The organism is Komagataeibacter xylinus NBRC 15237 (genome assembly GCF_001571345.1).
Classification (GTDB): Bacteria; Pseudomonadota; Alphaproteobacteria; order Acetobacterales; family Acetobacteraceae; genus Komagataeibacter; species Komagataeibacter xylinus.
In genome coordinates, this window is record NZ_BCTP01000027.1 from 1 (window position 1) to 26,710 (window position 26,710).

At 59.8% G+C, this 26,710-nt stretch carries 17 protein-coding genes and 1 pseudogene; 7 read left to right on the forward strand and 11 right to left on the reverse strand.

Annotated features, from left to right (window positions below; genetic code table 11):
* Positions 1–431 precede the first annotated feature (431 nt).
* On the forward strand, positions 432–608 hold the full coding sequence (locus GXY01S_RS17205) for a DUF3311 domain-containing protein (protein WP_082770845.1): 177 nt from the start codon (positions 432–434) through the stop codon (positions 606–608).
* Positions 605–2,119, forward strand: coding sequence for a sodium:solute symporter family protein (locus tag GXY01S_RS10960; RefSeq protein ID WP_061275024.1), 1,515 nt, complete (start codon positions 605–607; stop codon positions 2,117–2,119). Before GXY01S_RS17205 ends, GXY01S_RS10960 begins: the two co-directional genes overlap by 4 nt.
* A 194-nt stretch (positions 2,120–2,313) precedes the next feature.
* Here the strand turns inward: GXY01S_RS10960 and GXY01S_RS10965 are convergent, their stop codons facing one another.
* Positions 2,314–2,535, reverse strand: a complete 222-nt coding sequence (locus GXY01S_RS10965) for a (2Fe-2S)-binding protein (protein WP_174520952.1) — start codon at positions 2,533–2,535, stop codon at positions 2,314–2,316.
* A gap of 693 nt (positions 2,536–3,228) precedes the next feature.
* On the opposite strand from GXY01S_RS10965, the gene GXY01S_RS10970 reads away from it, so the two are divergent.
* The 4 genes from GXY01S_RS10970 to GXY01S_RS10985 all read left to right on the forward strand — a co-directional run bounded on the left by GXY01S_RS10970 (position 3,229) and on the right by GXY01S_RS10985 (position 9,672).
* Positions 3,229–4,131 (forward strand): delta(1)-pyrroline-2-carboxylate reductase family protein, encoded by a 903-nt coding sequence (locus tag GXY01S_RS10970; protein ID WP_061275087.1) that lies wholly within the window; start codon positions 3,229–3,231, stop codon positions 4,129–4,131.
* Positions 4,132–4,681: 550 nt separating this feature from the next.
* Positions 4,682–7,264, forward strand: a complete 2,583-nt coding sequence (locus tag GXY01S_RS10975) for a TonB-dependent receptor plug domain-containing protein (RefSeq protein WP_174520953.1) — start codon at positions 4,682–4,684, stop codon at positions 7,262–7,264.
* Positions 7,265–7,579: 315 nt separating this feature from the next.
* Entirely contained in the window at positions 7,580–8,038 is a 459-nt protein-coding gene (locus GXY01S_RS10980; protein WP_061275027.1) for an Rrf2 family transcriptional regulator, read from the forward strand.
* A gap of 242 nt (positions 8,039–8,280) precedes the next feature.
* Complete coding sequence (locus tag GXY01S_RS10985; RefSeq protein ID WP_061275029.1) at positions 8,281–9,672, forward strand: NAD-dependent succinate-semialdehyde dehydrogenase; 1,392 nt, start codon at positions 8,281–8,283, stop codon at positions 9,670–9,672.
* A gap of 119 nt (positions 9,673–9,791) precedes the next feature.
* Here the strand turns inward: GXY01S_RS10985 and GXY01S_RS10990 are convergent, their stop codons facing one another.
* From GXY01S_RS10990 to GXY01S_RS11015, 5 genes and pseudogenes are all read right to left on the reverse strand, one after another.
* Positions 9,792–10,355: a phosphatase PAP2 family protein gene (locus GXY01S_RS10990; RefSeq protein ID WP_061275031.1), complete on the reverse strand. Its 564-nt coding sequence runs from the start codon at positions 10,353–10,355 to the stop codon at positions 9,792–9,794.
* Between the two features lie 768 nt (positions 10,356–11,123).
* Positions 11,124–12,446: a c-type cytochrome gene (locus GXY01S_RS11000; protein ID WP_061275035.1), complete on the reverse strand. Its 1,323-nt coding sequence runs from the start codon at positions 12,444–12,446 to the stop codon at positions 11,124–11,126.
* Positions 12,439–14,075 (reverse strand): annotated as a pseudogene (locus tag GXY01S_RS11005) (GMC family oxidoreductase). The gene GXY01S_RS11000 and the pseudogene GXY01S_RS11005 overlap by 8 nt, the downstream one beginning before the upstream one ends.
* Before the next feature lie 17 nt (positions 14,076–14,092).
* Positions 14,093–14,707 carry a sorbitol dehydrogenase family protein gene (locus tag GXY01S_RS11010; protein WP_061275037.1) on the reverse strand — a complete coding sequence of 205 codons (615 nt, stop codon included), beginning with the start codon at positions 14,705–14,707 and terminating at the stop codon, positions 14,093–14,095.
* Between the two features lie 462 nt (positions 14,708–15,169).
* Positions 15,170–18,076, reverse strand: coding sequence for a TonB-dependent receptor (locus tag GXY01S_RS11015; RefSeq protein ID WP_061275039.1), 2,907 nt, complete (start codon positions 18,074–18,076; stop codon positions 15,170–15,172).
* A gap of 203 nt (positions 18,077–18,279) precedes the next feature.
* On the opposite strand from GXY01S_RS11015, the gene GXY01S_RS11020 reads away from it, so the two are divergent.
* Positions 18,280–19,386, forward strand: a complete 1,107-nt coding sequence (locus tag GXY01S_RS11020) for a glycerophosphodiester phosphodiesterase family protein (protein WP_061275042.1) — start codon at positions 18,280–18,282, stop codon at positions 19,384–19,386.
* A 578-nt stretch (positions 19,387–19,964) separates the two neighbouring features.
* Here GXY01S_RS11020 and GXY01S_RS11025 read toward each other — a convergent pair.
* The 5 genes from GXY01S_RS11025 to hmpA form a co-directional block, all read right to left on the reverse strand.
* Positions 19,965–20,303: a metal-sensitive transcriptional regulator gene (locus GXY01S_RS11025; RefSeq protein ID WP_061275045.1), complete on the reverse strand. Its 339-nt coding sequence runs from the start codon at positions 20,301–20,303 to the stop codon at positions 19,965–19,967.
* Between the two features lie 107 nt (positions 20,304–20,410).
* Positions 20,411–22,798 (reverse strand): heavy metal translocating P-type ATPase, encoded by a 2,388-nt coding sequence (locus tag GXY01S_RS11030; protein WP_242501354.1) that lies wholly within the window; start codon positions 22,796–22,798, stop codon positions 20,411–20,413.
* A gap of 57 nt (positions 22,799–22,855) precedes the next feature.
* Positions 22,856–24,478, reverse strand: a complete 1,623-nt coding sequence (locus tag GXY01S_RS11035; RefSeq protein ID WP_061275051.1) for an ABC-F family ATP-binding cassette domain-containing protein — start codon at positions 24,476–24,478, stop codon at positions 22,856–22,858.
* 74 nt (positions 24,479–24,552) lie between these two features.
* Entirely contained in the window at positions 24,553–25,245 is a 693-nt protein-coding gene (locus GXY01S_RS11040) for a glutathione S-transferase (protein WP_061275055.1), read from the reverse strand.
* A gap of 257 nt (positions 25,246–25,502) precedes the next feature.
* On the reverse strand, positions 25,503–26,705 hold the full coding sequence (gene hmpA, locus GXY01S_RS11045) for an NO-inducible flavohemoprotein (protein ID WP_061275058.1): 1,203 nt from the start codon (positions 26,703–26,705) through the stop codon (positions 25,503–25,505).
* Positions 26,706–26,710 lie beyond the last annotated feature (5 nt).

Sequence of the window (26,710 nt, forward strand, 5' to 3'; positions counted from 1 at the left end):
GGGCAAGGGCGGGCAATCACTATTTTTCACCCGCCCCATCGCGCCACGCGGCACTCCCTTAAGTGGGCGAAGCCCGGCAGGATGCGGAAAATGAAAATAATACTGTTTAATTACAATGATATATTTTTATAAACCATCAGAACAAGCGCGGATATTCACAAGGTAAGACGCACATTATATTATTTTTAATAATTTCAGTTATTCATTTTATGAATTATTTTACACCTCCTCAAAGGGCCTGTTTTTGCTGCATTACGTTGTGCGTCGCAGCAAAAGCGTTGCGCACTGCACAATAACAAAATGTAATTACAAAATAATCCGATCCATTCTTCAAAAAAATACTTTAAAAACACCTTTAATTATGTTGACACTCCATTCCGCTTTCCAGAAAAATTGCTGACGGCCACACAAAAACAAGAAGTTCGGTCAACATGAAAAAAACCATATTCCTCCTGCTGCCCTTTGCCGGGCTGCTCTGGGTGCCGCTGTATAACCGGCATGACCCGGTACTGCTCGGCTTTCCGTTCTTTTACTGGTACCAGCTCGCCTGGGTACCCGTAACCTCCGTGCTGATCTGGATGGCATGGAAGGCGGACAGACAGTCATGAGCACCTCCCTGCCTGATAACGCCGCCATCGGCGTGTTTATCCTCTTTTTTGTCGCGACCATCGTGCTGGGCAGCACGGTGCGGTTCTGGCGCCCGCTGCTCAACCGCCGCAAGGCCGCGACCCATCACAGCCAGGGCGAGGAATGGGGGCTGGGCGGGCGTGAATTCGGCGCCTGGGTCACATGGTTCCTGGTGGGGGGTGACTTCTACACCGCCTACACGGTCATCGCGGTGCCAGCGCTGGTCTATTCCACCGGGGGCTTCGGCTTTTTCGCGCTGCCCTACACCATTATCGTCTATCCGTTCATCTTCGCCGTCATGCCAAAGCTGTGGACCATCGCGCGCGATGGCGGCCACGCCACGGCGGCTGACATCGTGCGCGCGCGCTTTGGCAGCCGCACGCTGGAACTGGCCGTGGCCATAAGCGGGCTGGTGGCGGTGCTGCCCTATATTGCCCTGCAGCTCATCGGCATCCGCACGGTTGTCGAGGCGCTGGGCTATACCGGCATGCTGCCGCTTTTGTTCGCGTTCGTGTCGCTGGCGGCCTATACGTGGCTGGGCGGCCTGCATGCCCCGGCGCTGACCGCCTTCATCAAGGATGTGATGATCTATATCGCCGTGCTGGCGGCGGTCATCATCGTGCCGATCCACCTTGGTGGGTATGGCGCCATGTTCCATGCTGCGACGGAACACCTGCCCGCCATTCCCGGCGGCCGTATCGTGAGCCAGGACCAGACGGTGCCCTACGCGACACTTGCGCTCTCCTCGGCTTTTGCCGCCTTCCTGTACCCGCATACGCTGACAGGAATCCTGGCGGCGAAATCCGCCGATACCATTCGGCAGAATGCCGTGTTCCTGCCTATCTACACCATTGTGCTTGGGCTGATCGCGCTGCTGGGGCTGATGGCGCATGCGGCGGGAATCGTGACCACCTCGTCCTCGCAGGTGGTGCCGCAACTGTTCCTGGCCATCTTCCCCTCATGGTTCGCAGGCTTCTGTTTTGCCGCCATCGCGGTGGGAGCACTTGTGCCAGCCTCGGTCATGGCGATTGGCGCGGCCAACCTGATCATGCACAACATCCTGCCGCGCCACAGCGAATCGGTCACCGGCTCGCGCCTGGCCGGGCTGGGCGTAAAAGTGGGCGCGCTGGGCTGTGTCGTTTTCCTCAACGCCAAGTTCGCCATTGACCTGCAACTGCTGGGCGGCGTCATCATCCTGCAGACCTTCCCCGCCCTGATCATGGGCCTGCTGCCACTGCGGCTGTCGGCGCCTGCGCTGATTGGCGGCTGGGCCAGTGGCTCGCTGTTCGGGCTGGGACTGTGCTGGCTTGACGGGCTCAAGCCCGTGCACCCCATTGCGTTTGGTGGCTTTTCGGCCTCCGTTTCAACCGGGCTGCTGGCGCTGGGCGTCAATATCGTGGTGACGATGGTGCTGGGCAGCGTGATCCGGCTGGCGCTGGGCGCCTCGCCCTCCACCCTCCAGCCACGCCAGAGCGTGCGGCGACAGGGCTGACGGGCTACATTAATATACAGCGTTTCAGGACGCCGCCTTTGCGAGGATAAAGCGGCGTTATCTGAAGCTTCCTGAAAAAAGCCTCACCAGAGACTTCTGTCATTTCCTCGGGTTGGAACAGAGCGGCATGCCTCGCAGGCGTGCCGTTTTTTTTCGTGCCTTGCACAACGACAGACGGCACCGGAACAGGCCGCTCAGATGGCCTGCATGTCGGGATGCACATGCGGCACCTCGGGCATGACCATGCGCCCCTGACGGGCAAGTTGGCGCAGAATGCACACCACACCGGGCACGCAGTTGCCGCACTGGGCCCGGCAGCCCTTGGATTCATAGACTTCTTTAGGTCTGACCGCGCCATTACGGGCCGCGGCCTCCACATCCGTGTCAGTCAGCATATTGCAGGAGCAGACAAACATTTATCCATCCCATTCATGATGTGAGAGCACCATAATCACGAATGAGAACAAATCGCAATATCAAAAACCTTAAAAAATAGTGAGTTCCCGTAGGGCAGCCTTCACATCATGCTATTTTTATTTATGTCATGAGCGATAACATTGTTTTTTTGATAAATACGCTTTCCGTAATCACCACATAAAAAGCTGCATCTTCCCCCGCTAGCAGACGGGATCGCGATGCAGACCCCATCCGCAGGCCGAGACTACACGGACCCACCAGAGGCGCTGATCCTCATACCCTTCCCCGAAGCCGATGCTATCCTTTGTTCAATACATATTTGTATAATTTATGCGTCGCCATCTGCTTTACTTCCATGAATGTAACATTTTCATGTTCAAACATTGTTCCTTTCCCAACATCCTGAATTCCGGACAGGTTATCCCACTCAGACATACATTCATCACAGATGAAACAGAAAGAATTCGTATCATTATCGCGCGCAACAAGCACCTGACCCTGACTACATACGGGGCATTTTTCACATACAATGGCATAATGAATATATGCTTTCACTTTATGATCTCCATAGAAATTAGAACGTATTTATAATTTACTTGGCGAATATCATGTTCCCCGCACGCGACCGGATGACGGCAGGCGCAAAATACCATATCCCTACAACCCTCCCCATGACGCAAGGGTTCATACGCATGAAGCAGCATTCCGCGCCGGACACGCGCAGCCTCCTCCCCTTCCCTGCCCTGATCGATGCCCTTGCACAGGCGGCGCTTGATACGGCTGCGGGGCAGATCCGGTGCCCCGAGCGCACCACCATCCCCACCCGCGACCAGCGCGGCGCGCTCATGAGCATGCCCTGCGTGGGTGATGACATCATGGTCACCAAACTGCTGACCCTGTTTGCAGGCAATACCGCTCACAACCTGCCTACCATACAGGGCCAGGTCATCTGCGCCGAAGCGCTGGCCGGGCGCTTCCTGTTCACGCTTGATGGCCCCACCGTAACCATGCGCCGCACGGCCGCCATCAGCCTGCTCGGCATCCGCACGTTCGCGCGCGGCCCCGTGCGGCGCGTGCTGCTGATTGGCACCGGCACGCAGGCCATTGCGCATTTGCAGGCCCTTGCCGCGATCTATCCCGGCATGACCGTTGTCATACGCGGACGCACCCCCGAGCGGACGCAGGCCTTCTGCGCGGCACACACCATGCCTGGCCTGAACGTGCGCCCCGAGCAGGCGGATGAAGATCCCTTTGATGTGGTGCTGACACTCACGGCCAGCACATCGGTCATCTATAATGAACCCGCCCGCGCCTCCTGCCTTGTCATAGGCGTTGGCGCCTACCGGACCGACATGGTGGAAATTGGCCCCGCCACCATTGCAGGCAGCACCCTTTATGTTGATGACCCCGTCGGCGCCCCGACAGAAGCAGGCGATCTTTACCAGGCAGGGGTGGACTGGCAGCACGTCCATCCCCTCGCGCAGGCACTGCAGGGCAGGCTTCCGGCGCCGGACCAGCCCGTGTTTTTCAAATCCGTCGGGTGCGCCGCGTGGGACCTCGCCGCCTGCCGGGTTGCCCGCCAGCAGGGCGGATAAACGCCCTGCGCGCTCCGGCCTCACGGAAGGGGCCGCCAGAACCGATTCTGTTGCCCCTACCGTAACAGCACCTGCTCCAGCCCCCGTCAGGGACCGGACAGGCCCGACACCCACAGCCAGAGCAACAATGCAGTTTCAGGCTTTGGCATGAGCCTGAAATGCAACCGACACACAGGTGAGCGTATCTTTTATATCACGCTTTTTCAGGACGTTCAGAAATACGTAACACATTGATTTTAATTTGTTGTTTCAGAGAACCAAATAACTTTTCACCCACTGTCAACCACAAAAATGCACTCAGGAAGCGCGATGTGCAGGAAATTATCAATTTATTGAAAATAAAAGGTATTCCCAGATTACACTGCGCAATTTCCAGGCCGCCATCAGTTTCGTTTTGCGCAAAGTTAACTTAAAGTAATATCTAACATTGTGTTGCAACGGCGCAACATACCTTCTTCGCAATGATCAGAAGGCTTTTTTCCCTCTCGCAAATTATTACGAACCGCCAATAAATAGCATGATGAGCTATGGATCGCGGGGCCCTAAAATAATGAACAGACGCACCTCTCTTTTGATTACGACTATCTGCTCTTTTGTTTCGTGTGGAGCGATGGCCGCCACATCGTCTGGTAGCGCGACAACAGCGGATCAGAAGGGAAGCACGGTGCGCGCGCACCACACGGCAACCGCCCAGGCGCACAGCCGGGCCACCACGACCCTCAAGGCTGCCAAGGCAGATAACGGGGGCGTGAACAGCTCCGGTGTCGAGCAGATCAGCGTCTCCACCGGCACACACTCCACCAACCGCAAGGCGCGTGACAGCATGAGCCCGGTCTCGGTCATCAGCGGGGCCGCACTGCGCCGCTCGGGCCAGATGAACCTGGCTGATGCGCTGACCCGCACCAATGCTTCAATCAATGTCAGCGCCATGGGCTCGGATGCGGGGGCACTGACATCCTCCATCCGCATGCGTGGCCTGAACCCCAATGAAGTGCTCGTGCTCGTTGATGGCAAGCGCCGCCACACCACGGCTAACCTCTATGCGGATTCAGGCCCGGAATCAGGCTCGACCCCCGTTGACCTGAACATGATCCCCGCCAACGCCATCGACCATATCGAAGTGCTCGAGGATGGCGCGGCCGCCATGTATGGCTCGGACGCGATCGCGGGCGTGGTCAACATCATTACCAAGAAGCAGGATCATGGCCTGAACCTGAGCGGCCAGACCGGTGCAAACGCCTATAACGGCGATGGCTGGAACTACCAGCTCAACGCCGATGGCGGCATGAAGCTCGGCCAGGATGGTTTCCTGCATATCAGCGGGCAGATGTACCACTCGGACCATTTCGTGGCCAAAAACGCATATGATCACCGCCTGGTTGGCTCCCAGCCCGCCAGCGCCTCCAGCTCGACCTATACTGGTCCTAATGCTGGCAAGATCGCCACGAACTCCAACAAGATCATGAGCACGCCGGAAGAAACGCGTGAAAACCTGGCGATTGAATGGGGCAAGCAGTTCACGCCCGGCATCAACTTCTACGGGCTGATCACCTATGCCCACCGCCACTCGGAAGCTTATGAAAACTACCGCACACCTTCCGTAGGCGGTAGCTGCACCGCGTGCGAAAGCATCGCCCCCTATGGTTTCTCCCCTCTGGAAACCATGGAAGAAAACGATTTTGCCGCAACACTGGGCCTGAAGGGTGACAACTTCATGGGCTTCAACTGGGATCTCAGCACCACCTACGGCGAAGATATCGATAAGATCGGCAACAAGAATACCCTGAACACCAGTTATGTTACCGCTTACGGCTCCAGCCCCCGTACGGCACGGGCCGAGACCTACAGCATGACGCAGTGGACCAACAACCTCGATTTCCGCCGTCACTTCAAGATCGGCGATGTCGTTCCGATGACGCTGGCCTTTGGTGCCGAAGAGCGTATGGAATCCTATAACATTACCGCAGGTGAGCCGGTCTCCTACGAAAACGGTGGCACGCAGGGTTATGCCGGTATTTCACCAGGTTCGGCCGGCACGTGGTATCGTGACATCTGGGCGTGGTACATGGATGGCGACTTCCGCCTGACCAAGAAGTGGGAGCTCGATTTCGCGGGTCGACTGGAGCATTACACCGACGTCGGCAATACCGAGAACGGCAAGATTTCAACCCGCTACAACTTCAACAAGCGCATTGCCATCCGCGGCACCATCAGCACCGGCTTCCGTGCGCCCACACTGGCTGAATCGCACTTCAGCGCCGTCAACGTCTCGCCCACCGGTGCAAGTGGCCTACTGGCCGCCGATTCCGCCGCGGCACAAGCTATTGGCGCAACCAAGCTGAAGCCTGAGCGCTCGACCAGCGTCAGCGGTGGCATCGTGCTGGAGCCTGTCGATAACTTCCATGTGGAAGCCGATGTCTACCAGATCAACCTGCGTGACCGTATCGTGCAGGATACCAACTTTGGTGGCAGCACCCCCTACGGCAACACGACCGAGGGTTATATCGCAGCTCAGGCCATTGCCCAGCTTGCTTCGCTGCCAACTGGCTTTACTGGCTACAACAATGTCTATGCCGACTACTTCACCAACGGCGCCAGCACCCGCACACAGGGTGTAGACATCAAGGCGGATTATCTTTTCCGGCTGCACAAGTATGGCAACCTTGCACTGTCGATGTCGATCGATCTCAACCGCACCCGCCTGCACCATAACGGTGCCAACCTGAACCTGGCGGATATTGCCTCGATCACATCTGACAACCCGCGTAGCAAGATCATCCTGAACGCCTACTACACCTATAAAAACTGGGACTTCAACATCCGTCAGACCCGGTATGGCCAGACGACTTCCATGCTGCAGTACCAGGACTGGGGCCCCTCTGCCCTGCAGTATTCCAACAATGCCCTGCAGCAGTTCATCAACACCCCGCACTGGATGACCGATATCGAAATTGGCGTACGCTTCCAGAAGAACTGGCACTTCGCCGTCGGCGCGAACAACGTGTTCAACGTCCGCCCGCGCATGATGTCGCAGGAACTCAATGCCCTTGGCGCCGAGCCGTATGACGAGAACTCGGCGCAGATCCCCATCACGGGTGGCTACTACTACGGTCGCCTTAACGCCAACTTCTGATCTTTTCCACCCTACCTTGAGAAAATGCCCATGGTGCAGGCCATGGGCATTTTTTTGCATTCCTGTCGGGCTTCAACCCATATGCGGATGCTGTCCTGCCACAGCGATTCGTTGCGACATCATCATTATCGACGAGATGCATGCCCGATTGCGCCTGGAAGCCACCTTTCCCGCCAGCCCTACGGCAAGCCGCCTGATGACGTTGATCTTTTCACCATGCAGCCTGCCTCATCCCCCACCGTTATCGAACGCAGACGGGACGGGGAATATCATTAACCACTGGAATTGACGGGGAAACTCTATATATCTCCTTGCATGCGCCTGACCCTGCATACCGATTACGCCCTGAGAACCCTGATCTACCTGGGCATCCATACCGACCGCCTGACATCGATCAGGGAGGTTGCGCAGGCTTATGGCATTTCGGAAAATCATCTGATCAAGATCATCCACCGCCTGGGACAGGGCGGCTTTGTGGAAACCATCCGTGGCCGCAACGGCGGCCTGCGCCTGGGGCGCCCCGCCGCGACGATCCTGATCGGTGATGTCGTGCGCTATACGGAAGAAGATATGGGCCTGGTGGCCTGCATGCAGCCGCCCGACCCTGAAGGCCTGAACCGCAGGGGAGGCTGCATCCTGAGCGATGTGTGCCGCCTGCGTGGCGTGCTGCATGAAGCGCTGGGGCTATTCATCTCGGTGCTGGACCGTTACACGCTGGCCGATGTCATAACCGACCGGGAACGCAGGTTGCTCGACAATCCGCTTTCTGCCTGAGCCCGCCACCAGACTTCTGGTGCACAAACGGTAAACTCCATTTTACCATGGTCGCCCGCCACCGGCGCAAGGCAGGCCAGAGAGCAGAAAAGTGCGGTTTCCCGTAAAAAATTTCCGCATCCGTTTCGCCTGAATGGAAAATCAGCTTTTGCACGTTCGGGGCATTGATGATAGCTGAAACGATTCTTGCACGCCTGCATGTGGAATATATACTTGACGAAACTCTAAGGAACAGATTGTCCATGGCTTATGCTACGACCAACCCTTATACTGGTGAAAAGCTGAAGACTTTCCCCGATGCTACGGATCAGGAAGTCCAGACCGCGCTGACCGATGCCTATGATGCCTTCAAGGCATGGCGCCACACCTCGTTTGCCAAACGTGCGGAAGTGATGAAGGCCGCAGGCGCCATCCTGCGCCGCGACATTGACAAATATGCCCGCCTGATCACGCTGGAAATGGGCAAGACGTATGCGGAATCCAAGGCCGAGACCATCCTGTCGGCAGAGATCTTCGAGTATTACGCCGAACATGCCGAGTGCCTGCTGAAAGCCGAGAAGCTGCCGGTCGCCAACCCCGATGAGGGCGAGGCCGTGATCATCCACCAGCCCCAGGGCATCGTTTTTGCCATCGAGCCGTGGAACTTCCCTTACTATCAGGTGGCCCGCATCATTGCGCCGCAGCTTTCGGCCGGTAACACGGTGCTGCTCAAGCATGCCTCCAACGTGCCGCAATGCGCCGCCGCCTTCGATACGCTGATGCAGGAAGCCGGCCTGCCCAAGGGTGGCTTCCGCAACCTGTATGCCGCCCGCCACCATACCGAGGTGATCCTGAGCGATTCGCGCGTGTGTGGCGTGGCCCTGACCGGCTCCGAAGGCGCTGGCGCCATTGTGGCAGGCGTCGCGGCCAAGGCGCTCAAGAAATCCACGATGGAACTTGGTGGTTCCGACGCGTTCGTGGTGCTCGAAGATGCCGACCTGGAAAAGACCGTGAAGTGGGCCGTGTTCGGACGCCACTGGAATGCGGGCCAGGTCTGTGTCTCGGCCAAGCGCCTGATCGTGGCTGATGCGATCTATGACCGCTTTGTGGAGCTGTACAAGAAGGGCGTTGCCAGCCTGAAGGCAGGCGACCCGATGGACCCGGCAACGCAGCTGGCCCCGCTCTCCTCGCAGAAGGCGGCGGACGACCTGCGCGCGCAGGTTGAAGAAGCCAAGAAGCACGGTGCCGTTGTGGAAGTGATTGGCGCGCCCGTGCCTGAAAAGGGCGCCTTCTTCCAGCCGCTGCTCATGACCAACCTGCACGAGAACAATGAAGCCCGCCACTGGGAGTTCTTTGGCCCCGTAACGCAACTCTACCGCGCCAAGGACGAGGCTGATGCCATCCGCATCGCCAATGATTCACCCTATGGCCTGGGTGGCGCTGTCTTCACGAAGGACACCAAGCGCGGCGTGAAGGTGGCCGAGCAGATCTATACCGGCATGGTCTACGTCAACCACCCGACCATGGTGAAAGCCGACCTGCCGTTTGGCGGCGTGGCCCGCTCGGGCTATGGCCGTGAACTGATCGGCCTTGGCATCAAGGAATTCGTCAATCACAAGCTGATCGACGTGGTGAACATCGACGCCCCGTTCTGATGCGCTAAAACCGGGCACTGGCCGGGGCATGACGCCCTGGCCGGTGCCCGTCCGCCGCACCTGGCCAAAAAACTTTACTTTCAGAAAACAAAGCCTGACTTTTTATTATTCCGGTTCAGTCACGCAATAATTTTTCCGGGCATGAACATACAGCGTATCGCGCCTTCAATACCCAGATGCGCCCCATGAAACAGCACGGCCACGCACGCCACCCCAGGCAGCAGATAGAGCCATAAGCGCTGCGGCACAGGCCCGCACGCCCGACCAAGCACCACGCCTGCGACACAGCCAATCACCCCGCCTGTTACAACCTCGAACAGGGTGTGGGCATGCAACGCTACGCGGGTGCACGCCATGGCAATGCCAATGCCCGATAACGGCATCAGCATAAGTGCTGGAAAACGCATGAAATACCGCTGCCCCAGCAGCACGAGAAGGCCGCCATACACCATGCACGCCGCCGCGACATGCCCGCTAGGGCTAATGATGGCAGTATGCTCAATGGCGGCATAATAAAGACCGGCTATTTTAAGCAGCAGCATGACCGCCAGCATTGCAACCGCCGTCACGGTCCAGACCACGGCGCCACGCCACCATCCGTACACAGTCATGATAAGGGCCACGGTTACCATCACCGGCAGCATCACGGCCTGATCGGCAAAATCGGTGATGAAATGCAGCATGATGATCTGGTGCCCCGTTTTGCGCCTGTCGTGCCTATCACAGAGACCGCCCGGTCGCCAGCGGACACCATTCGGGTGCCACCTGCAGCATTCGGTCGCGCCTGGATCAGTATGGTGCCTACCCTTACCATCAAAGCAGCTACAGCGCCCGACATCTCGCTTGAAGGGTAGAGTCCGTCTGCTATGCTTGTGGCATGCGCTACTGGATCAAACGGATCTTGCTGCAATCCGGGGAGGTCGTGACCGAACGCGAACTCCGCGCTGATCAGAACCTTTTCAACGGCCCGGTTCCCACCGTGGGTGATACGGTGAACGTTGAATGCCGTGGGCGCACATTCGCGGCAACGGTCATCTGGGGCCATTGGCCAGACAGAAACCATGCGCCAGACACGATCGTTCCACTACGGGTAGAAGAACACGGCTTTGATGCAGCGAAAACGCCCGTGCGTTTTCCACCTCGGCACAAAAAGTAGTTATTTCAGAGGGTTGGTTTTTTACTGTCGTGTTGGGGCGATACTTTTGTTCTGACAGCATTTTACAGACTGTTTGAAACAGTCTGCCCGGAAAACATCCAGAAATCATAAAGAATTTTCTGGTGAAGCTTTTTTCAGAAAGCTTCGAAAAATGCCACCTTCTCGAAAAAAGACGGCACCCGAAAACCTTTATCATTATTTATCAATGAGTTGTTTTTAAACAGTATCTTAAAGACCAGATCCGGCGGCCCTGCAACCATCAGTAAGGATGCAGGGCCGCCGGGGCTTGGGGCCTTTAGGGAGTCTTGGGCAGTTCCGTGCCCATTTTTTCCACCTGCTCGGCAGTGACACCATGGTCGCCGCTGCCAAAGGTGGCCGTGACGTAGTTGACCACGCTGGCAATCTCGGCATTGCTCAGGCGCTGCACGTCAGAGCTCTGGTTGAAGGCAGGCATATGCACATGCACCCCGCCCGCATTACGGTCCACGCCATTGAGCACGGCCATGATCAGGTCATCGGGCCGCGCCGAGCCCACAACCGAGTTATGGAACAGCGAGGGCGCATAATGGTCGGCCGTGCCCGCGCCATTGCCGCCATGGCAGGCCGCGCAGTTCGCATCATAGATCTGCGCGCCATCCATCTGGGCAAGATTGTCGATGCGGGTGAGTTCACCCGAGCGGACATCCGCCTGCTCGAGCGGCTTGCCATACTGCTCGCGCGGGCTGTGCTCGGCCTCGTCATCCTTGGCAGGCACCTGCAGGATGTAGGCTGCAAGCGCGTGCAGGTCATCATCCGTCAGGTGACTGGTGCTGTGCTCCACCGCCTCGCCCATCGGGCCGGCTGCCTGGCTCAGGCCAGCCACATGGCCGGTCTTGAGGTATTCAACGAGGTTGTCCTCGCTCCAGTTACCGATGCCGCCCGTCTTGCTGGAAGTGATGTTGGGGGCATACCACCCGAGCAGGCTCGCGCCTGCAAGGTAGCTATCCTCTTTCTCGCTCAGCATGATGTTGCGCGGGGTATGGCAGGTGCCGCAATGCTCAAGGGCATGGGCGAGGTATTTGCCCCGGCGCATCTTGTCAAAGGTGGCGGAATCACCCGTCTCCGGGGTTTCGCTGGTCGCCACCATGTTCCACAGGCCCATGGTGATGCGCAGGTTGGCCGGGAAGTTGAGTGATGTGACCGGCGGCGTCTCGGCCACCGGCTTCACCCCATGCATGAACCACGTGTACAGCGCCTTCACGTCGCCATCCGTCATGCCGGCGTAGGACACGTAGGGCATGGCGGGATAAAGCCTGCTGCCATCACGGCGAATGCCATGGCGCAGGCTCTTCTCGAAATCCTCTTCCGTGTATTTTCCAATGCCATGATCGGGATCAGGCGTGATGTTGGTCGTCACCACATCGCCCATGGGCGTGGTGATCTTCAACCCCCCCGCGAAAGGCTTGCCGCCGGGTGCGGTATGACAGGCGACGCAGTCGCCCGCCGTGGCGATGTATTCGCCACGGGCCATGAGGTCGGCAGAAGGATCATCCGCCCGGGCGGGAACGGCGGAAAATGTTGCAAGAGCAGTGCCTGCGGTCAGGACCGACCACAGGATCTTGCGCGTTACGTCAGGCATGGGCGAGTTCTTTTTTAAGCGTATCAGCCACGCGCAGGGCAAGTGCGGCGACTGTCAGGGTGATGTTGCCGGTTCCGACCGAAGAGAAAACGGACGAACTCGCGATGAACAGGTTCTCGTGGTCATGCGTGCGGCAGAAGCCGTCCACCACGGAATCCGTCGGGTCGGTGCCCATGATGGTGCTGCCCGCGGGATGGTCCTGCGGGAAGTAGCCGGGCGTCCATTCCTCGTCCGTGCCGTGCATGAGGCCGATCAGGTCGCGGAACAGGCCGCGCGTGTGCTCGCAGCTCTTCACGGTATATTCGGGCAGCTTGTAATAGACCTCGGGGTGCGGGATGCCGAGTATGTCCTTGTTGGTCTTGCTCAGCGTCAGGCGGTTGTCCGGGTCGGCCAAGCCTTCGTTATGGCTGAACAGGCGCACCGTGTGCGAGGCGAGATAGCGGATCTGCTCCTCAAGCTCGCGGCCCACATACCCCTTGGCGATGGCAAGCTGCGTGGCAAGGTCAACCTGGTTGTCATCGACCATGTGCACGAGATACGCACCGCGCTCGTTGCGCCAGTCACCATCGCGGAAATTGTCGATCACGTTGGTTTCAAGCGGGCCACGACCGGGCCACAGGGCCTTGTCGCCACTGATGAAGCTCACCTGCACGCCGGTGTGGTCCATCATGTTGCGGCCAACATGGCCCGAACTGTTGGCAATGCCGTCCGGGCTCTGCTCATCGGCGGAGAACAGCATGAGCTTCGCGGTCTCGATGCAATGCGCCGCGATCACGAAATACTTGCCGGTCACACGGTGCGAGCCCTTGTCGGGATCGTAATAATGCACTGCGGTAACGCGCTTGTTGGCGCTGTCACGCTCGATTCGGTACACCACGGCGTTGGGCACGAACTTCGCCCCCGCCGCCTCGGCATGATAGACGGAGTAGCTGCCGTTATACATCGCCCCGATCGGGCAGATGGGCATGCAGTTGTTATGCCCCTCGCAGGTCGGGCGGCTGTCATACGGGCGGGTGTTGCGGGCCTGCGGCTCATGCACCACGCGATACGGCGTCTTCTCGCCAATCAGCTTGCGGAACTGCTGGGCGGCGTAGGAAATGGGCAGCGCATCCATCGGGTAAGGCTGCTTGCGCGGCGAGCCGAGGTCTTCCACCTTCGGGTCGGGGCCGCACACGCCCATCATCACCTCGGCCTGATAGTAGAACGGCTCGAGATCATCATATTTCAGTGCCCAGTCACGACCCTGGCCATAACGGCTCTTGAGCTCGAAATCCGATGGCAGGTAACGCCACGCGCAGCCCGCCCAGTGCCAGGTGGTGCCACCATCATGCGCAGGTAGACCTGCTGGTAGGCCTCGGCATCGGGGCCGGTGGTGTGCAGGTAATCGTTGGGGGTGACCTGGTCGGGCGGATGCCGCGCCCAGGGCACTGCGGGGAACGGTCCCTGATAGGAGGGCTTGTTCTCGAGATTGCGGAAGTTCTCGACAAAATGCTGGCGGTCAACCCGTGGCCCGGCTTCGAGCACGATGACGGAAATACCCGCGCGCGCCAGTTCGTTGGCAATGGAGCTGCCAGCGACGCCGGAGCCGACGATTACGACGTCAGCAGATAGGTCTTGTTCGGACGGCATAAAAAAGGCTCCGGATATCAGGTAGGTTCGATCACGAGTTTCGAAGGCGAAAGGGCAGGTTCCCCAGTGGGAACAGCCACTTCCGGCGGGGTCTGGGTCCAGTAGAACGGGCCACCCGTTGCATAGGTCTTGGGATAGATCGCATCCTTGGTGATGTCGAACATCAGCGCGGAGCGGTAGACCACGACCTTATGGTCGGCCAGGCCGCGATACCAGCCGGTCAGGATATCCTGGATGACTGCCTTGAACGCGGGATCCTGATGCTCGGCGGCGGCGGCGAGCGCATGGGCGGAGGCAAAACTGCCGCCAGCCATGAAATCATGCAGCTTCTGGATCTGGTCGCGCCGCTCGGGCACGGCGTGGATGATGCCGGCATACAGGGCATTGCCAATGCGCGGGTCGAGCGCGTCACGGTCCGTCAGGCGCTGTGACAGGGCCATGAACAGCGGCACGACCGTGTCCTGCTCCGCCGTGGCGGCGATGCCCTGCCTGCTGCCCGTCACGACAACGGCGGCCCCGAGCGCACCGATCAGCGCATCGCGGCGCGACATGCGCAGCGCCCGGTTCAGCCTGATGGCGTTGGGAGTGGAACGATGAATACTGGTAGGAAAACAGGGCCGGTCTGCAGCCATCTAGCGTCGCCTCTCATGCACGTTGGTCCAGCAGGAATGCCGGGAGACAGGCATGACCATGCGGGATGCAATAGTGTTTATACCGATACAGCCACTTACTGCAGTCCTGCAACCTTTTATACCCCTATGTCCGCGTATAGCAGCTTCACGTCTCACGAGTAAAAGTGGCGACTACCGGGGGGAAGGACATGCTTTGTAAAAATATAGTGACAGGGCCGGGCCGCCGAGCACCACAACCACAGGCTGCCTCCGTGGCGACAGAACCATGAATGTCGGCGATTACAATGGGATAATGCATGCTGATTATAAAACACGCTTAATATGCATTGAAAAAGTATCATTAATATTTCATATTTCCATGAACACGATACCTCCATACCTGTTCTTTTCCCGCCTCCACCAGGCCACGACCATGCTCCAGGGGGCAGTTTTTTAAAATCGCCGCCCCGGACACGCCCTCCATCAGTTGAAAACAACATGGAAATAAACGGCGCGACCATAATTATCCATTTCATCAACATATTGCAGATGATCGCCGGTCACGTAGCGTGGCTGCCAGTTGGCCAGGTTCATGACTTCGTATTTGAGCGTAATGCCCGGATAGACCTGATGCCAGAAGCCAAGGTTGAAGGTGAGGAAGTTGCCAAACCCGTCCGATGCGCCCGGCGTTGCGCCAAAGGAGGTGAAATACTTGCCCGAATAATTGACGGTGGTGCGCAGCGCGCCCTTTATCTGCGGAATATGCCACGTCATCATGCCATTGGCGATGAAGCTGGGCTGGTAGATCATGGCATTGTAATTGACCACCGATGTGCCGTTTGAATAGCTTTCATGGCCCTTGAGCCACGTCACGTTCGCCTGCAGGTCGATGATCTGGCCAAAGGCGTGCAGGTTGCGGTCCATGACATTGAACTCGATGCCCTTGACCCCGGCGGACTGCGCGTTCACCGGCATGGTCACCTGATAGTTCGTGCCGGTATTATCGGTGTAAAGGGAGCGGCTGGTGACGATATCGTCCTTGATCCATTTGCTGAAGAACGCAAGGCTGACCATGCCATTGCCGCGATTGAACCATTTATCAACCGAAATATCAAAGTTCTGGGACCGGCGTGGCTTGAGATTGGCATTGCCCTTGGAGATGGTGCAATCCGCGCCACCGGAGTCATCATCGCCACAACTCTCGGATGCCGCCATGGCGATCTGCCCTGGTGCCGGGCGCCCGATGGACTGGCTGTAGGAGGCATGCATCGTCACATCCTGCGGGAAGTGATGCACCACATCAAACGAGGGCAGCGGGTTGATGTAAGACCCGCCCTGCTTCGTCAAGCCGGATGAAACCGTCTGCGTCGCACTGTTGATCTGGGGGATCCAGCCAGCATAGTTGGTGGCATCCGCGCGCACACCGGCGATAAAGGCGGTATTCTTCCAGATGTAATGCAGCGAGACATAGCCGTCGAATATGTTCTCACGATACCTGTAGTTTGAAATGCCGCTGTTATAGAGGGATTTTTTCTGGTCCACCGTCAGGCTGGACCAGTTGAATTTATACCCGTCGGGGCCGATGAAAGTCTCCGGGTAGATATTGTTCCACGGCACATGATTGCTCTGGAGCATCTGGCCAGTAAAATTTTCCGTGCTGTCGTAATAGGTCTGCTGCTCGTTATGGTCGAGCGTCAGCTCCCGCCACTGGAAGCCGCTCATGATGCCAAAGCCCTTGGCATTCTTTCCCGTATTCCAGCTATAATCGAGCCTGACCGATGGCACGCGCTCCGATGCCTGCTCCCAAGTCTGGTAGGAGCCATCATTATACAGGTTCCATGTGGCGGTCTGTGCCGCGGTCGGGTTTGACAGCGGCCCCTGCTGCCACATGCCAGTTTCTGAAGGGTAGCCGGTATAGTCGGCGGTCAGTTTCTTCGGGTAGGCGCGCGCGGCAATATAGGGCTGGTAATCGTTATAGTCCTCCATGGTGTAGCCCGCGCGCAGGATCAGGTCATGGCGGCCCTTGTACCAGTCGATATGCCCGATGATGCCACTGTTCTGGCGGTGCCATTCATTCTGCCTGCGCCGCGCGTAGAGGCTGCTGACGGGAATATCCATCCCGTCCTCGCTCGTGACCGTGTTCTTGAGGTTATAATCCTCCTTGTCCATGACCGAGTGTTCCCACCGCGCGTAGGACCAGCCCATGAGGGACATGTACAGGTTCCTGTCGGTGGGTTTCCATTCCAGCTTGCCCGATCCGCCAATATTGGTCACGTCATTGGCGTATTCGCCGGTTGAATACTGGCTGGGCCTGACATGCCCGTCCCATGACGTGCCGGGCGTGGTGCTGCTCGTGCCATCGGCATTGTCGTAATCATAGGCCTGCCAGTTCTTGGTCGTGTTGCGCGCGCGCTCCTGGTAGCGCATGGACAGCACGATGCCGAACTCATGGTGCTTGCCAAACGTGTCGGAAAACGTGCCCTTGGCCCCCTCGCCCATATGCGGCGCATAACCGCTCAGCCCGTTGGCGCCCACGCCCCCGCGCTTGCTGGACCAGATGCCATAGGCATCGAGGTATTTGTACAGGCCTTTGTGGTCAAAGGCGCTCATGGGAATGAGGTCGATCACGCCGCCAATCGCATCGCCATCCTGCTCGGCGGTGAAGCTTTTGTACACGTTCATCCGCGAGGTCATTTCCGATGGAATGTCCTGCAGGTTGACGCGCCGCGTGCCCGCACTGCCGCTCTCGCCGATGGAGGAAAGGGTAATGCCGTCCATTGTCGTATGGTTGAGGTCGGGGCTGATGCCACGCACGCTGATGTAGCGTGGCTCATCGCCATCGGTAATGCCGGTCACACCGGGCAACTGGATCAGGGACTGGGCCACCGAGGACACGCCGCCAAGGTTTTCAAACGGGTCATACGCCACCGTGTCCATGATGATGTTGGAGGTGCGTTTTTCGTTCTGGCTTTTCTTGTGGGCGACGACAAACATCTTTTCAATGTCGTTCACGCCGCCCTTCTTCTCGCTCTTTTCGGATGATGCACGGTGCTTTTCCGCCGTGCTGGCCGCAGCGCCCGAATGGATGATGAAGCCGCCATCATTCACGCTCTCGGCTGTCAGCCCGCTATGGGCGAGCACGCGCCGGACCGCCTGGGCCGGCGTCATGTTGCCATTGACTGCATCGACCTGGATATGGGCCACCTGCTGCGGCGTGAAAACGATGTTCTGGCCCGTCTGGCGCCCTAACGCCTCAAGCGCCTGCGCCATGGGCTGGGCGGCAATATGGATGCTCCGGGCCTCGGCGCGCGCCCATGGTATTACCAGGCTGGCCGTGCCAGCGGTAACAAGTAAAAAAGCACGGAAATCACACCGGAAACGGACTGTCATGTATCATGGTTCCTGTTATCGGACGCCAGGGGCGGTCATGACAGGGGTGACAATCGAAAAAGCGGTTTTCTCCTTTTGCGGGAGAACTTTCATCAAACTGTCATATAACATGCGCGGTTAACCGCCGTTCAGGCCGGTCGCCACCCATTGCCGTGTGCGTGTTCCGGCTTAAAATTGGCGCGCGCTTTTAAAAGGACAGAGGCATGCTGACCCGTAGACTGGCCATGACAGGCACATTGATGAGCATGGCCGCGCTGACGACAGCCCGGCAGGCTTTTGCAAACCCTTCCCTGGTGCCGGTGCCTTCTGTCATGGCGCATCGGGGGGCATCGGCCCTGCGGCCTGAACACACGCTTGCCGCCTATGCCCGCGCCATTGCCGATGGCGCGGATTATATCGAGCCCGACCTCGTGCCCACGCGCGACGGCGTGCTCATAGCCCGCCATGAAAGCAATATCGCGGGCACGTCCGATGTGGCGAGCCACCCGGAGTTTGCCAGCCGCCGCCGCACCATCACCATTGATGGCAAGGCGGAAACCGGCTGGTTCACGACCGACTTCACCCTGGCCGAACTCAAGACCCTGCGCGCGAGGGAACGCCTGCCCGCCCTCCGCGCCCACAACACGCGCTATGACGGGCATTTCGATATTCCGACATTTGAGGAAGTGATCGACTTTGTGGCAGCCGAGGCCGCAAGCCGCGGGCGCATGATTGGGCTGATACCCGAAATCAAGAATTCAACGCATTTCCATAAACTCGGCCACACGCCTGAGGAGACGTTCCTGCACGTCATCGCGGCCCACGACTATACCCGCTACTGCCCGCTTGAGGTCCAGTCCTTCGAGACGGCGAACCTGCGCGTGCTCCATGGCCAGGTGCAGGCCATCAACCCGCAGGCGCGGCTGATGTTCCTCATGGGCGGGCGCGCGGAAACGGTGCCTGACACGCTAGGCACGGCCAGGCCGCTCACGTTTGGCGACTTCATGACCCCCGATGGCCTGCGTGGCGTGCGCGCCTATGCGGATGTGATCGGTCCCTCGAACGACGACATCATTCCGCGTGATGCCGCTGGCGCGTGGCTTGCCCCCACAACGCTCATTGATGACGCCCACGCGGCGGGCCTGCTGGTGCATTCCTACACTTTCCGCCCCGAGAACCACTTCCTGCCCGCCCAGCTACGCAACGGCGATGGCGACAGCGCGCGCAACGTGCCCGGCGCGATTGCCGAAATACGGCGCCATCTGGATCTAGGGCTTGATGGTTTCTTTACCGATGACCCGGCCATAGGCCGCATGGCGCTGGGCATGTAACGCCGGTATGCGCGCAAACGCAGGGATATGGAAAATGATGGCGATGGGCGCCCCTGAAGCATCAGGGGTGCCCTGATACATTACCAGTTCTTTGATATTTTATTGATGATGTATTTATAGACTTTATGTGTTGCCAGATCCCTGCTTTCCACAAAATCCCAATCGTAATCATCATTTCTCATGCTTGATGATCCAACCTGGATGTTCCGGGCATCCTCCCATTCACTTCCGCATTGATCGCAGCGAAAAAAAGGGCATGTGCCGCGTTGTCCCGTGCAACGAGCACCCATCCCTGACTACAAATGGGGCATACCTCGCGCACTTTTGCATAATCAGGCGGCACGGTCATTTTCATTACTTTGTAGCAAAGAGACGTCGGCACTCAGTTCCGTTCCTGATGACGATGGAACGAACATGGCCCGATGCTGCCTTTTTCCAGCAAAGGCAGCATCTTCCATTCAAATCAGATTCACCCCGAGAGCAATTCTACTAAACCTTGGTTCAGTAGAATTGCTCTAACTCATTGTTTATCGAGCATCTTCACCAGTTCGAATGTGTCCATTCAAACTGGATCTGCTCTAGCGGATCAGCTTGCGGATGATGCCGAGCAGTTCCTCCATCGTTTCCTCGCCCCCATCTTCCTGCACCGCCTTGCGCACGCAGCCCTTGGCGTGAGAGGACAGGATCTGGATCGCAACCCCATCGAGCGCTGACTTGACCGCCGATATCTGGGTCAGGATGTCCACGCAGTAGCGGTCATTCTCGATCATGTTCCGCACGCCGCCGACCTGCCCCTCAATGCGGCGTATGCGGTTGATCAGGGCTTTCTTGTGCGGCTGTTCCACGATCCTGTCCTGCTGGGGGGCGCACTGCGTGCAGGAGGCAGGGTCTGTTCCCTGCTGTTTATGTCTGGTCACGCGTTGTCGTCCATCCCTTGAATCATGCTGGGTCATGCCACCATGCCGCAGCATAGGCGAGCACGCGCACGCGGAACAGACCGCAGCAGGGTGCGCGCGTCATTGCGCTATCGGGCGCGCGGCTTCCAGCGATTGAGCAGCAGCGCGTTGCTGACCACCGAGACCGAACTCATGGCCATGGCGCCTGCCGCCACGATGGGGTTGAGCAGGCCGAAGGCGGCAAGCGGCAGGCCAAGAATATTATAGATGAACGCAAAAAACAGGTTCTGCCTGATCTTGGCCAATGTGGCGCGCGAGAGCGAGATGGCATCGTTCACGCTGGCCAGTTCGTTTTTCATCAGCACGATATCCGCCGTCTCGCGCGCGATGGCTGTACCCGCCCCGATGGCAAACCCCACATCGGCCACTGCCAGGGCCGGAGCATCATTGATGCCATCGCCCACCATGCCCACCACATGGCCCTGCGCGCGGTACTGTTCGATAATCCGCGCCTTGTCAGCGGGCAGCACGCCGGCGCGGCAGTCATCCACCCCCACGGCCGCCGCGATGGGGCCTGCGGCCTGCGGGCTGTCACCCGTGAGCATGACAACCCGGATGCCCGCTGCCCGGAGTGCTGACACACTCGCCACCGCATCGGGCCGCAACGTGTCGGACAGGGTGATATAGCCCAGCAGATGCCCCGCCTGCGCAACACCGATCACGGTGCGCCCTGCGCCTGCCAGCGCGCCTGTCCCGTCCGGGTCCAGCGCCGTGCCGCGTTCGGCCAGAAAGCGCGGTGCGCCAAGGCAGGCAGGCATCCCGTCCACCATGCCCGCAACCCCCAGGCCCGGCATGGCCTCGAAACCGGCCAGCATGCCGGGCCGCACGCCAAGGCTGGCCGCATGCGCCATGATGGCACGGGCCAGCGGGTGCTCGGACTCCTGCTCCAGCGTACAGGCCACACCCAGCAGGCGGGCCGGGTCCACGCCGGACGCAGGCTGCATGTCCTGCACCGTGGGGGTGCCTTCAGTCAGGGTGCCGGTCTTGTCGAGCATGATCGTATCGAGCTTCTGGGCCTGTTCCAGCGCATCGGCGTTGCGGAACAGGATGCCCGCGCGCGCCCCGAGCCCGGTGCCCACCATGATGGCGGTAGGCGTGGCCAGTCCCAGCGAACATGGGCAGGCAATGACCAGCACCGACACGGCGGCGATGAGGCTGGGCGGAAGCTGCCCGCTCACCCCCCACCATACGCCAAAGGTCAGGCCTGCCAGCACCAGCACCACCGGCACGAACACGCCTGCCACTCGGTCAGCCAGGCGCTGCACATGCGCCTTGCTGCCCTGCGCCTGCTCCACCATTTTCACGATATGCGCCAGCGCGGTATCCGCCCCCACGCCGGTGGCCTTCACCCGCAGGCTGCCGGTGGTGTTGAGCGTGCCCGCGAAAACCGTGTCATGCACCCGTTTGACAACAGGCAGGCTCTCGCCGGTCAGCATGGCTTCATTCACGTCCGATGCGCCATCAAGCACCGTGCCATCCACCGGCAGGCTCTCGCCGGGGCGCACGACAAACACATCGCCCACGCGCACCTGCTCCACCGGGCAGTCATGCACCACGCCGTCGCGTTCCACATGGGCCTGCGCGGGCTGGAGCTTCAGCAGGCTTTCCAGCCCCGCCGCCGTCCTGTCACGCGCGCGGCTTTCCATGAGGCGGCCCAATAAGATGAGCGTGATGATGGCCACGCTGCTCTCGAAATACAGCGGCTGCGGCAGGCGCAGGAGCAGCACGGCCATGCTGAAGAAATAGGCGATGCCCGTGCCCAGCACCACCAGCACATCCATGTTGGCAGCGCCCCCGCGCACGGCCTTCCACGCGCGCGGATAAAGCTGGCGCGCGCAGTAGAACTGCACCACCGTGGCGAGTACGGCCTGCACCCAGCCGGGCAGCATGAACGCCATGCCCGCCAGCATGCCCAGCATCTGCGCCCCAAACGGCAGCGCCAGCACAAGGGTCAGGGCAAACTGGTTGCGTTCCCGCCGCCATGCCTGCATGCGCAGGGCGTGCGGGTCCGGGCGCCGCGCCGCATCATCCACCATGGTCGCGCCAAAACCGGCTTTTTCAATGCGGGCAATGAAGGTTTCCGGCCCGCTTACGCCGGGCACGTACGTGACATGCGCGCGCCCGGTGGCAAAATTCACGCTGGCCTGTGTCAGCGGCAGGCGGTTGAGGATTTTCTCGACCCGCGCGGCACAGGCGGCACAGCTCATGCCGGTAACCGACAGGTCCACGCTACCCTGGTCCACCGTAAAACCCGCCTTGCCAATGGCGGTGGCCATGGCGGGCAGCGCAATTGCGGGGTCATCAACCACGGCCTGCACCCGGTTTGTGGCAAAGTTGACCGTGGCCTGCACGCCCGCCTGCCGGTTGAGCACCTTTTCAAGCCGCGTGGCGCAGGCCGCACAGCTCATGCCCCCTACGGGGAAACTGACAGTCTCGACCACGGCGACGCTCCTCATGCTCACCGCCCTGACTTTATACCCCCATATGGTATTTTCAAGGGTAGCCCTGCCGGTTCAGGCGTGCAGGCCCGGCGCTTCCTGCCCGGTGCGGGCAACATATTCCGTATAACCGCCATCATACTGGTGAATGCCACCGGGGGTGACTTCCAGCACCCGGTTGGACAGGGCGGCAAGGAAGTGCCGGTCATGTGATACGAACAGCATGGTGCCTTCATACTGCGCGAGCGATGTGATCAGCATTTCCTTGGTGGCGATGTCGAGGTGGTTGGTCGGTTCATCAAGCACCAGGAAGTTTGGCGGGTCATACAGCATCAGCGCCATGACCAGCCGTGCCTTCTCGCCGCCAGACAGCACGCGGCAGCTTTTTTCCACCTCATCGCCTGAAAAGCCGAAACTGCCCGCCAGCGCCCGCAGCGACCCCTGGCTGGCCAGCGGAAAGGCATCATCCAGCGTTTCGAACACCGTGCGGCTGCCATCGAGCAGGTCCATGGCATGCTGGGCGAAATAGCCCAGCTTCACGCTGCCGCCCAGCGTAACCGTGCCCGCATCGGGCTGGGTGGCGCCGGTCACCAGCTTGAGCAGCGTGGACTTGCCAGCGCCATTCACGCCCAGCACGCAGCACCGCTCGCGCCTGCGGATCAGCAGGTCGAGGTTATGGTAGATCACGCGGCTGCCATAGCTTTTATCCACGCCCCGCAGCTTGACCACGTCCTCGCCCGAGCGCGGCGGGGGCGGAAACTCGAAGCTCAGCGCCTGCCTGCGCTTGGGCGGCTCGACGCGATCGATCTTTTCGAGCTTCTTGACCCGGCTCTGCACCTGGGCTGCGTGCGAGGCACGGGCCTTGAAGCGTTCGATAAAGCTGATTTCCTTGGCGAGTGCGGCCTGCTGGCGCTCGAACTGGGCCTGCTGCTGCTTCTCGTTCTGGGCGCGCTGCTGCTCATAGAACTCGTAATCGCCCGAAAAGCTGGTCAGGTTGCCGCCATCAATCTCGATCACCTTGTTGATGACCCGGTTCATGAACGCCCGGTCATGCGATGTCATGAGCAGCGCGCCATCGTAACCGGCCAGAAACTGTTCCAGCCAGATCAGGCTTTCCAGGTCGAGATGGTTGCTTGGCTCATCAAGCAGCATCACATCGGGGCGCATGAGCAGGATGCGGCCGAGGGCCACGCGCATCTTCCACCCGCCTGAAAGACGGCTGACATCGCCATCCATCATTTCCTGGCTGAAGCCCAGCCCATGCAGCACCTCACGCGCCTTGCTGTCGAGCGCGTAGCCGCCGAGTTCCTCAAAACGGGCCTGCACCTCGCCAAAGCGCTCAAGGATGGTTTCAAGCTGGTCGGCCTGCTCGGGGTCGGCCAGTGCCGTTTCCAGCGTGGCCAGTTCGGAGGCGACCTCCGATACCGCGCCCGCGCCTTCCATCACCTCGGCCACGGCGCTGCGGCCCGTCATCTCGCCCACATCCTGGCTGAAAAAGCCGATGGTGATGCCGCGATCCGTCAGGATCTGGCCTTCATCGGGTTCATCCTGCCCGGTGATCATGCGGAACAGCGTGGTCTTGCCCGCCCCGTTTGGCCCCACGAGGCCGATCTTCTCGCCCTTCTGCAAGGCAGCCGAGGCTTCAATGAAGACCAGGCGCTGGCCGTTATGCTTGCTGATACTGTCGAGACGAATCATGGAACCTCGGGGGCGCGGAAGGAATCCGCGCACTTAATACGAACCGAGGTGAGGCGTAAACCACAGCCATGCGCTCAGGCAGGCCCTTCCCCTGCCGAGGCAAAGGCATAGGCGCCGCCCCTGAGCAACGCGCGCTGATAGGCAGGCCGTGCATGGATGCGCCGCAAAAAGGCCCCAACATGCGGCCTGCCCGGCAGCGCCCCCGCACGGGCGGCAGCAGCTTCAAGCGGAAAGCTCATCTGGATATCGGCTGCGGTGAAATCCTTGCCCGTGAACCATTCGCGCTGGCTTAGCGACTGCTCCCAGTAATCCATGTGCAGTTTAAGCTGCGGGTTGATGAGGCGTGACTGCACCCCGCCCGCGATCAGGCTGGCCACGGGGCGGATGATGAAGGGCACGCGCGTGGGCAGCAGGCCGAACACCAGCTTGAGCAGCAGCGGCGGCATGGCCGAGCCTTCGGCATAATGCAGCCAGTACAGGAACTGCACATGCGCGGGCGTGCCGCGTTCGGGCTGCAGGCGGCCATTGCCGTAGCGCTCGACGAGGTATTCGATAATGGCCCCGCTTTCCGCAAGCGTTACGTCGCCCTCGGTATCGGTGATGATCGGGGCCTTGCCCAGCGGGTGGATCCTGCGCAGGCTTTTCGGAGCCTGCATGGTTTTGGGGTCGCGTTTGTAAAAGCGGATCTCGTAGGGCAGTTCGAGTTCCTCAAGCAGCCACAGGATGCGCTGCGAACGCGAATTGTCGAGATGATGCACGGTAATCATGGCGGCGGACCTTCCGGGGCAAAACAATGGACCCGCCTGCGGCACGCGCGCTGCGGATACAGGCGGTTAAGGGCATGGCCGTGTGTTTGGTTCCGCCTGATCTGCCGCCGCACGCCGGATCGCTACAGGAAAAGTAAAAAGTTTTTGGGTGCCGCCTTTTTTCAAAAAGGCGGCGTTTTTTGAAGCTTTTTGAAAAAGGCTTCACCAAAAACTTCTTTATTTTATAAAGACTTTCTCCAAAAATAACCTCTCCGTGCTCATAGTGCCGGATCGGCTGCCGGGCCAAAGAATTCGTAGCGTATCTGCGCAGGCGGCACGCCCGCATCCTTCAGCGCGCCGACCATGTCGCGCATGAAGCCATCAGGACCGCAGATGTAATAGGTCGCCCTCGGGTCCACCCGGCCCTGTAGCCAGGCGGGCGTGATGCGTCCTTCATGGCAGGCCACCCCCGGCACGGGCATATCAGCCTGCGGGGCCTGCCGGGTGTAGAACAGATCCGCCTGCACCTGCCCGCTCCGTGCCAGGGCGCGAATGCCCTGGCCAAAGGCTTCCGTGCGCGGGGTGCGGGTGGTGTGGATGTAATGAATGGGGGAATGCGCGTTGCTGCCCGTCAGTTGCGCCAGCATGGACATGAAGGGGGTCAGCCCCACCCCTGCGCTCAGGAACACGATGGGGCCGGTGGCGGGCGTGAGCGTGAACGCACCGGCAGGAGCGGAAACCTGCAACACGGTGCCTTCGCGCGCGCTGTCATGCAGCCAGTCCGACACCACACCACCGTCGATGCGGCGCACGCTGATGCGGTAGCCCTGCGCGGAAGGCGCTGAGGAGATGCTGTAATTACGCCGTTCACTGCCATGCCCCGGCACATCAAGCCGGAAGCTGAGATACTGCCCCGGCGCATGCTGCATCACCGGGCCACCATCCTCAGGCACCAGTTCAAAGGAGGTCACGCTCTCGCTCTCGGCCTTACGGGCCTGCACGCGGAAAGGCCGCCACCCGACCCAGCCGCCGGACGCTGCCGCGTGGGCCGCGTAGATCTGTTTTTCCCGCCCGATCAGGATATCGGCCAGGAACCAGTAGGCCTTGCCCCATGCATCCAGAATTTCAGGCGTTGCCGCGTCACCCAGCACCTGGGCAATCGCGCCAAGCAGGGCCTCGGCCACATACGGGTAGTGTTCGGGCTCGATGTTCAGGCCCACATGCTTTTCAGCAATGCGTTCGACAGCCCCCGCTATGGCGCCAAGGTTATCGATGTTGCGGGCATAGGCCAGCACCGCCAGGGCCAGTGCCATGGGCTGCGCGCCATCTTCCTGATGCGAGAGGTTGAACAGGTCGCGGATGGCCGGATTGGCCAGCAGGCGGCGATACATTTCGGTCGTGATCGCCAGGCCATGGGCTTCAAGTGCGGGTACGCAGGCCTTGATGATGCTGCGGGTTATGTCATCGAGCGGCGGCGCCATTCTGG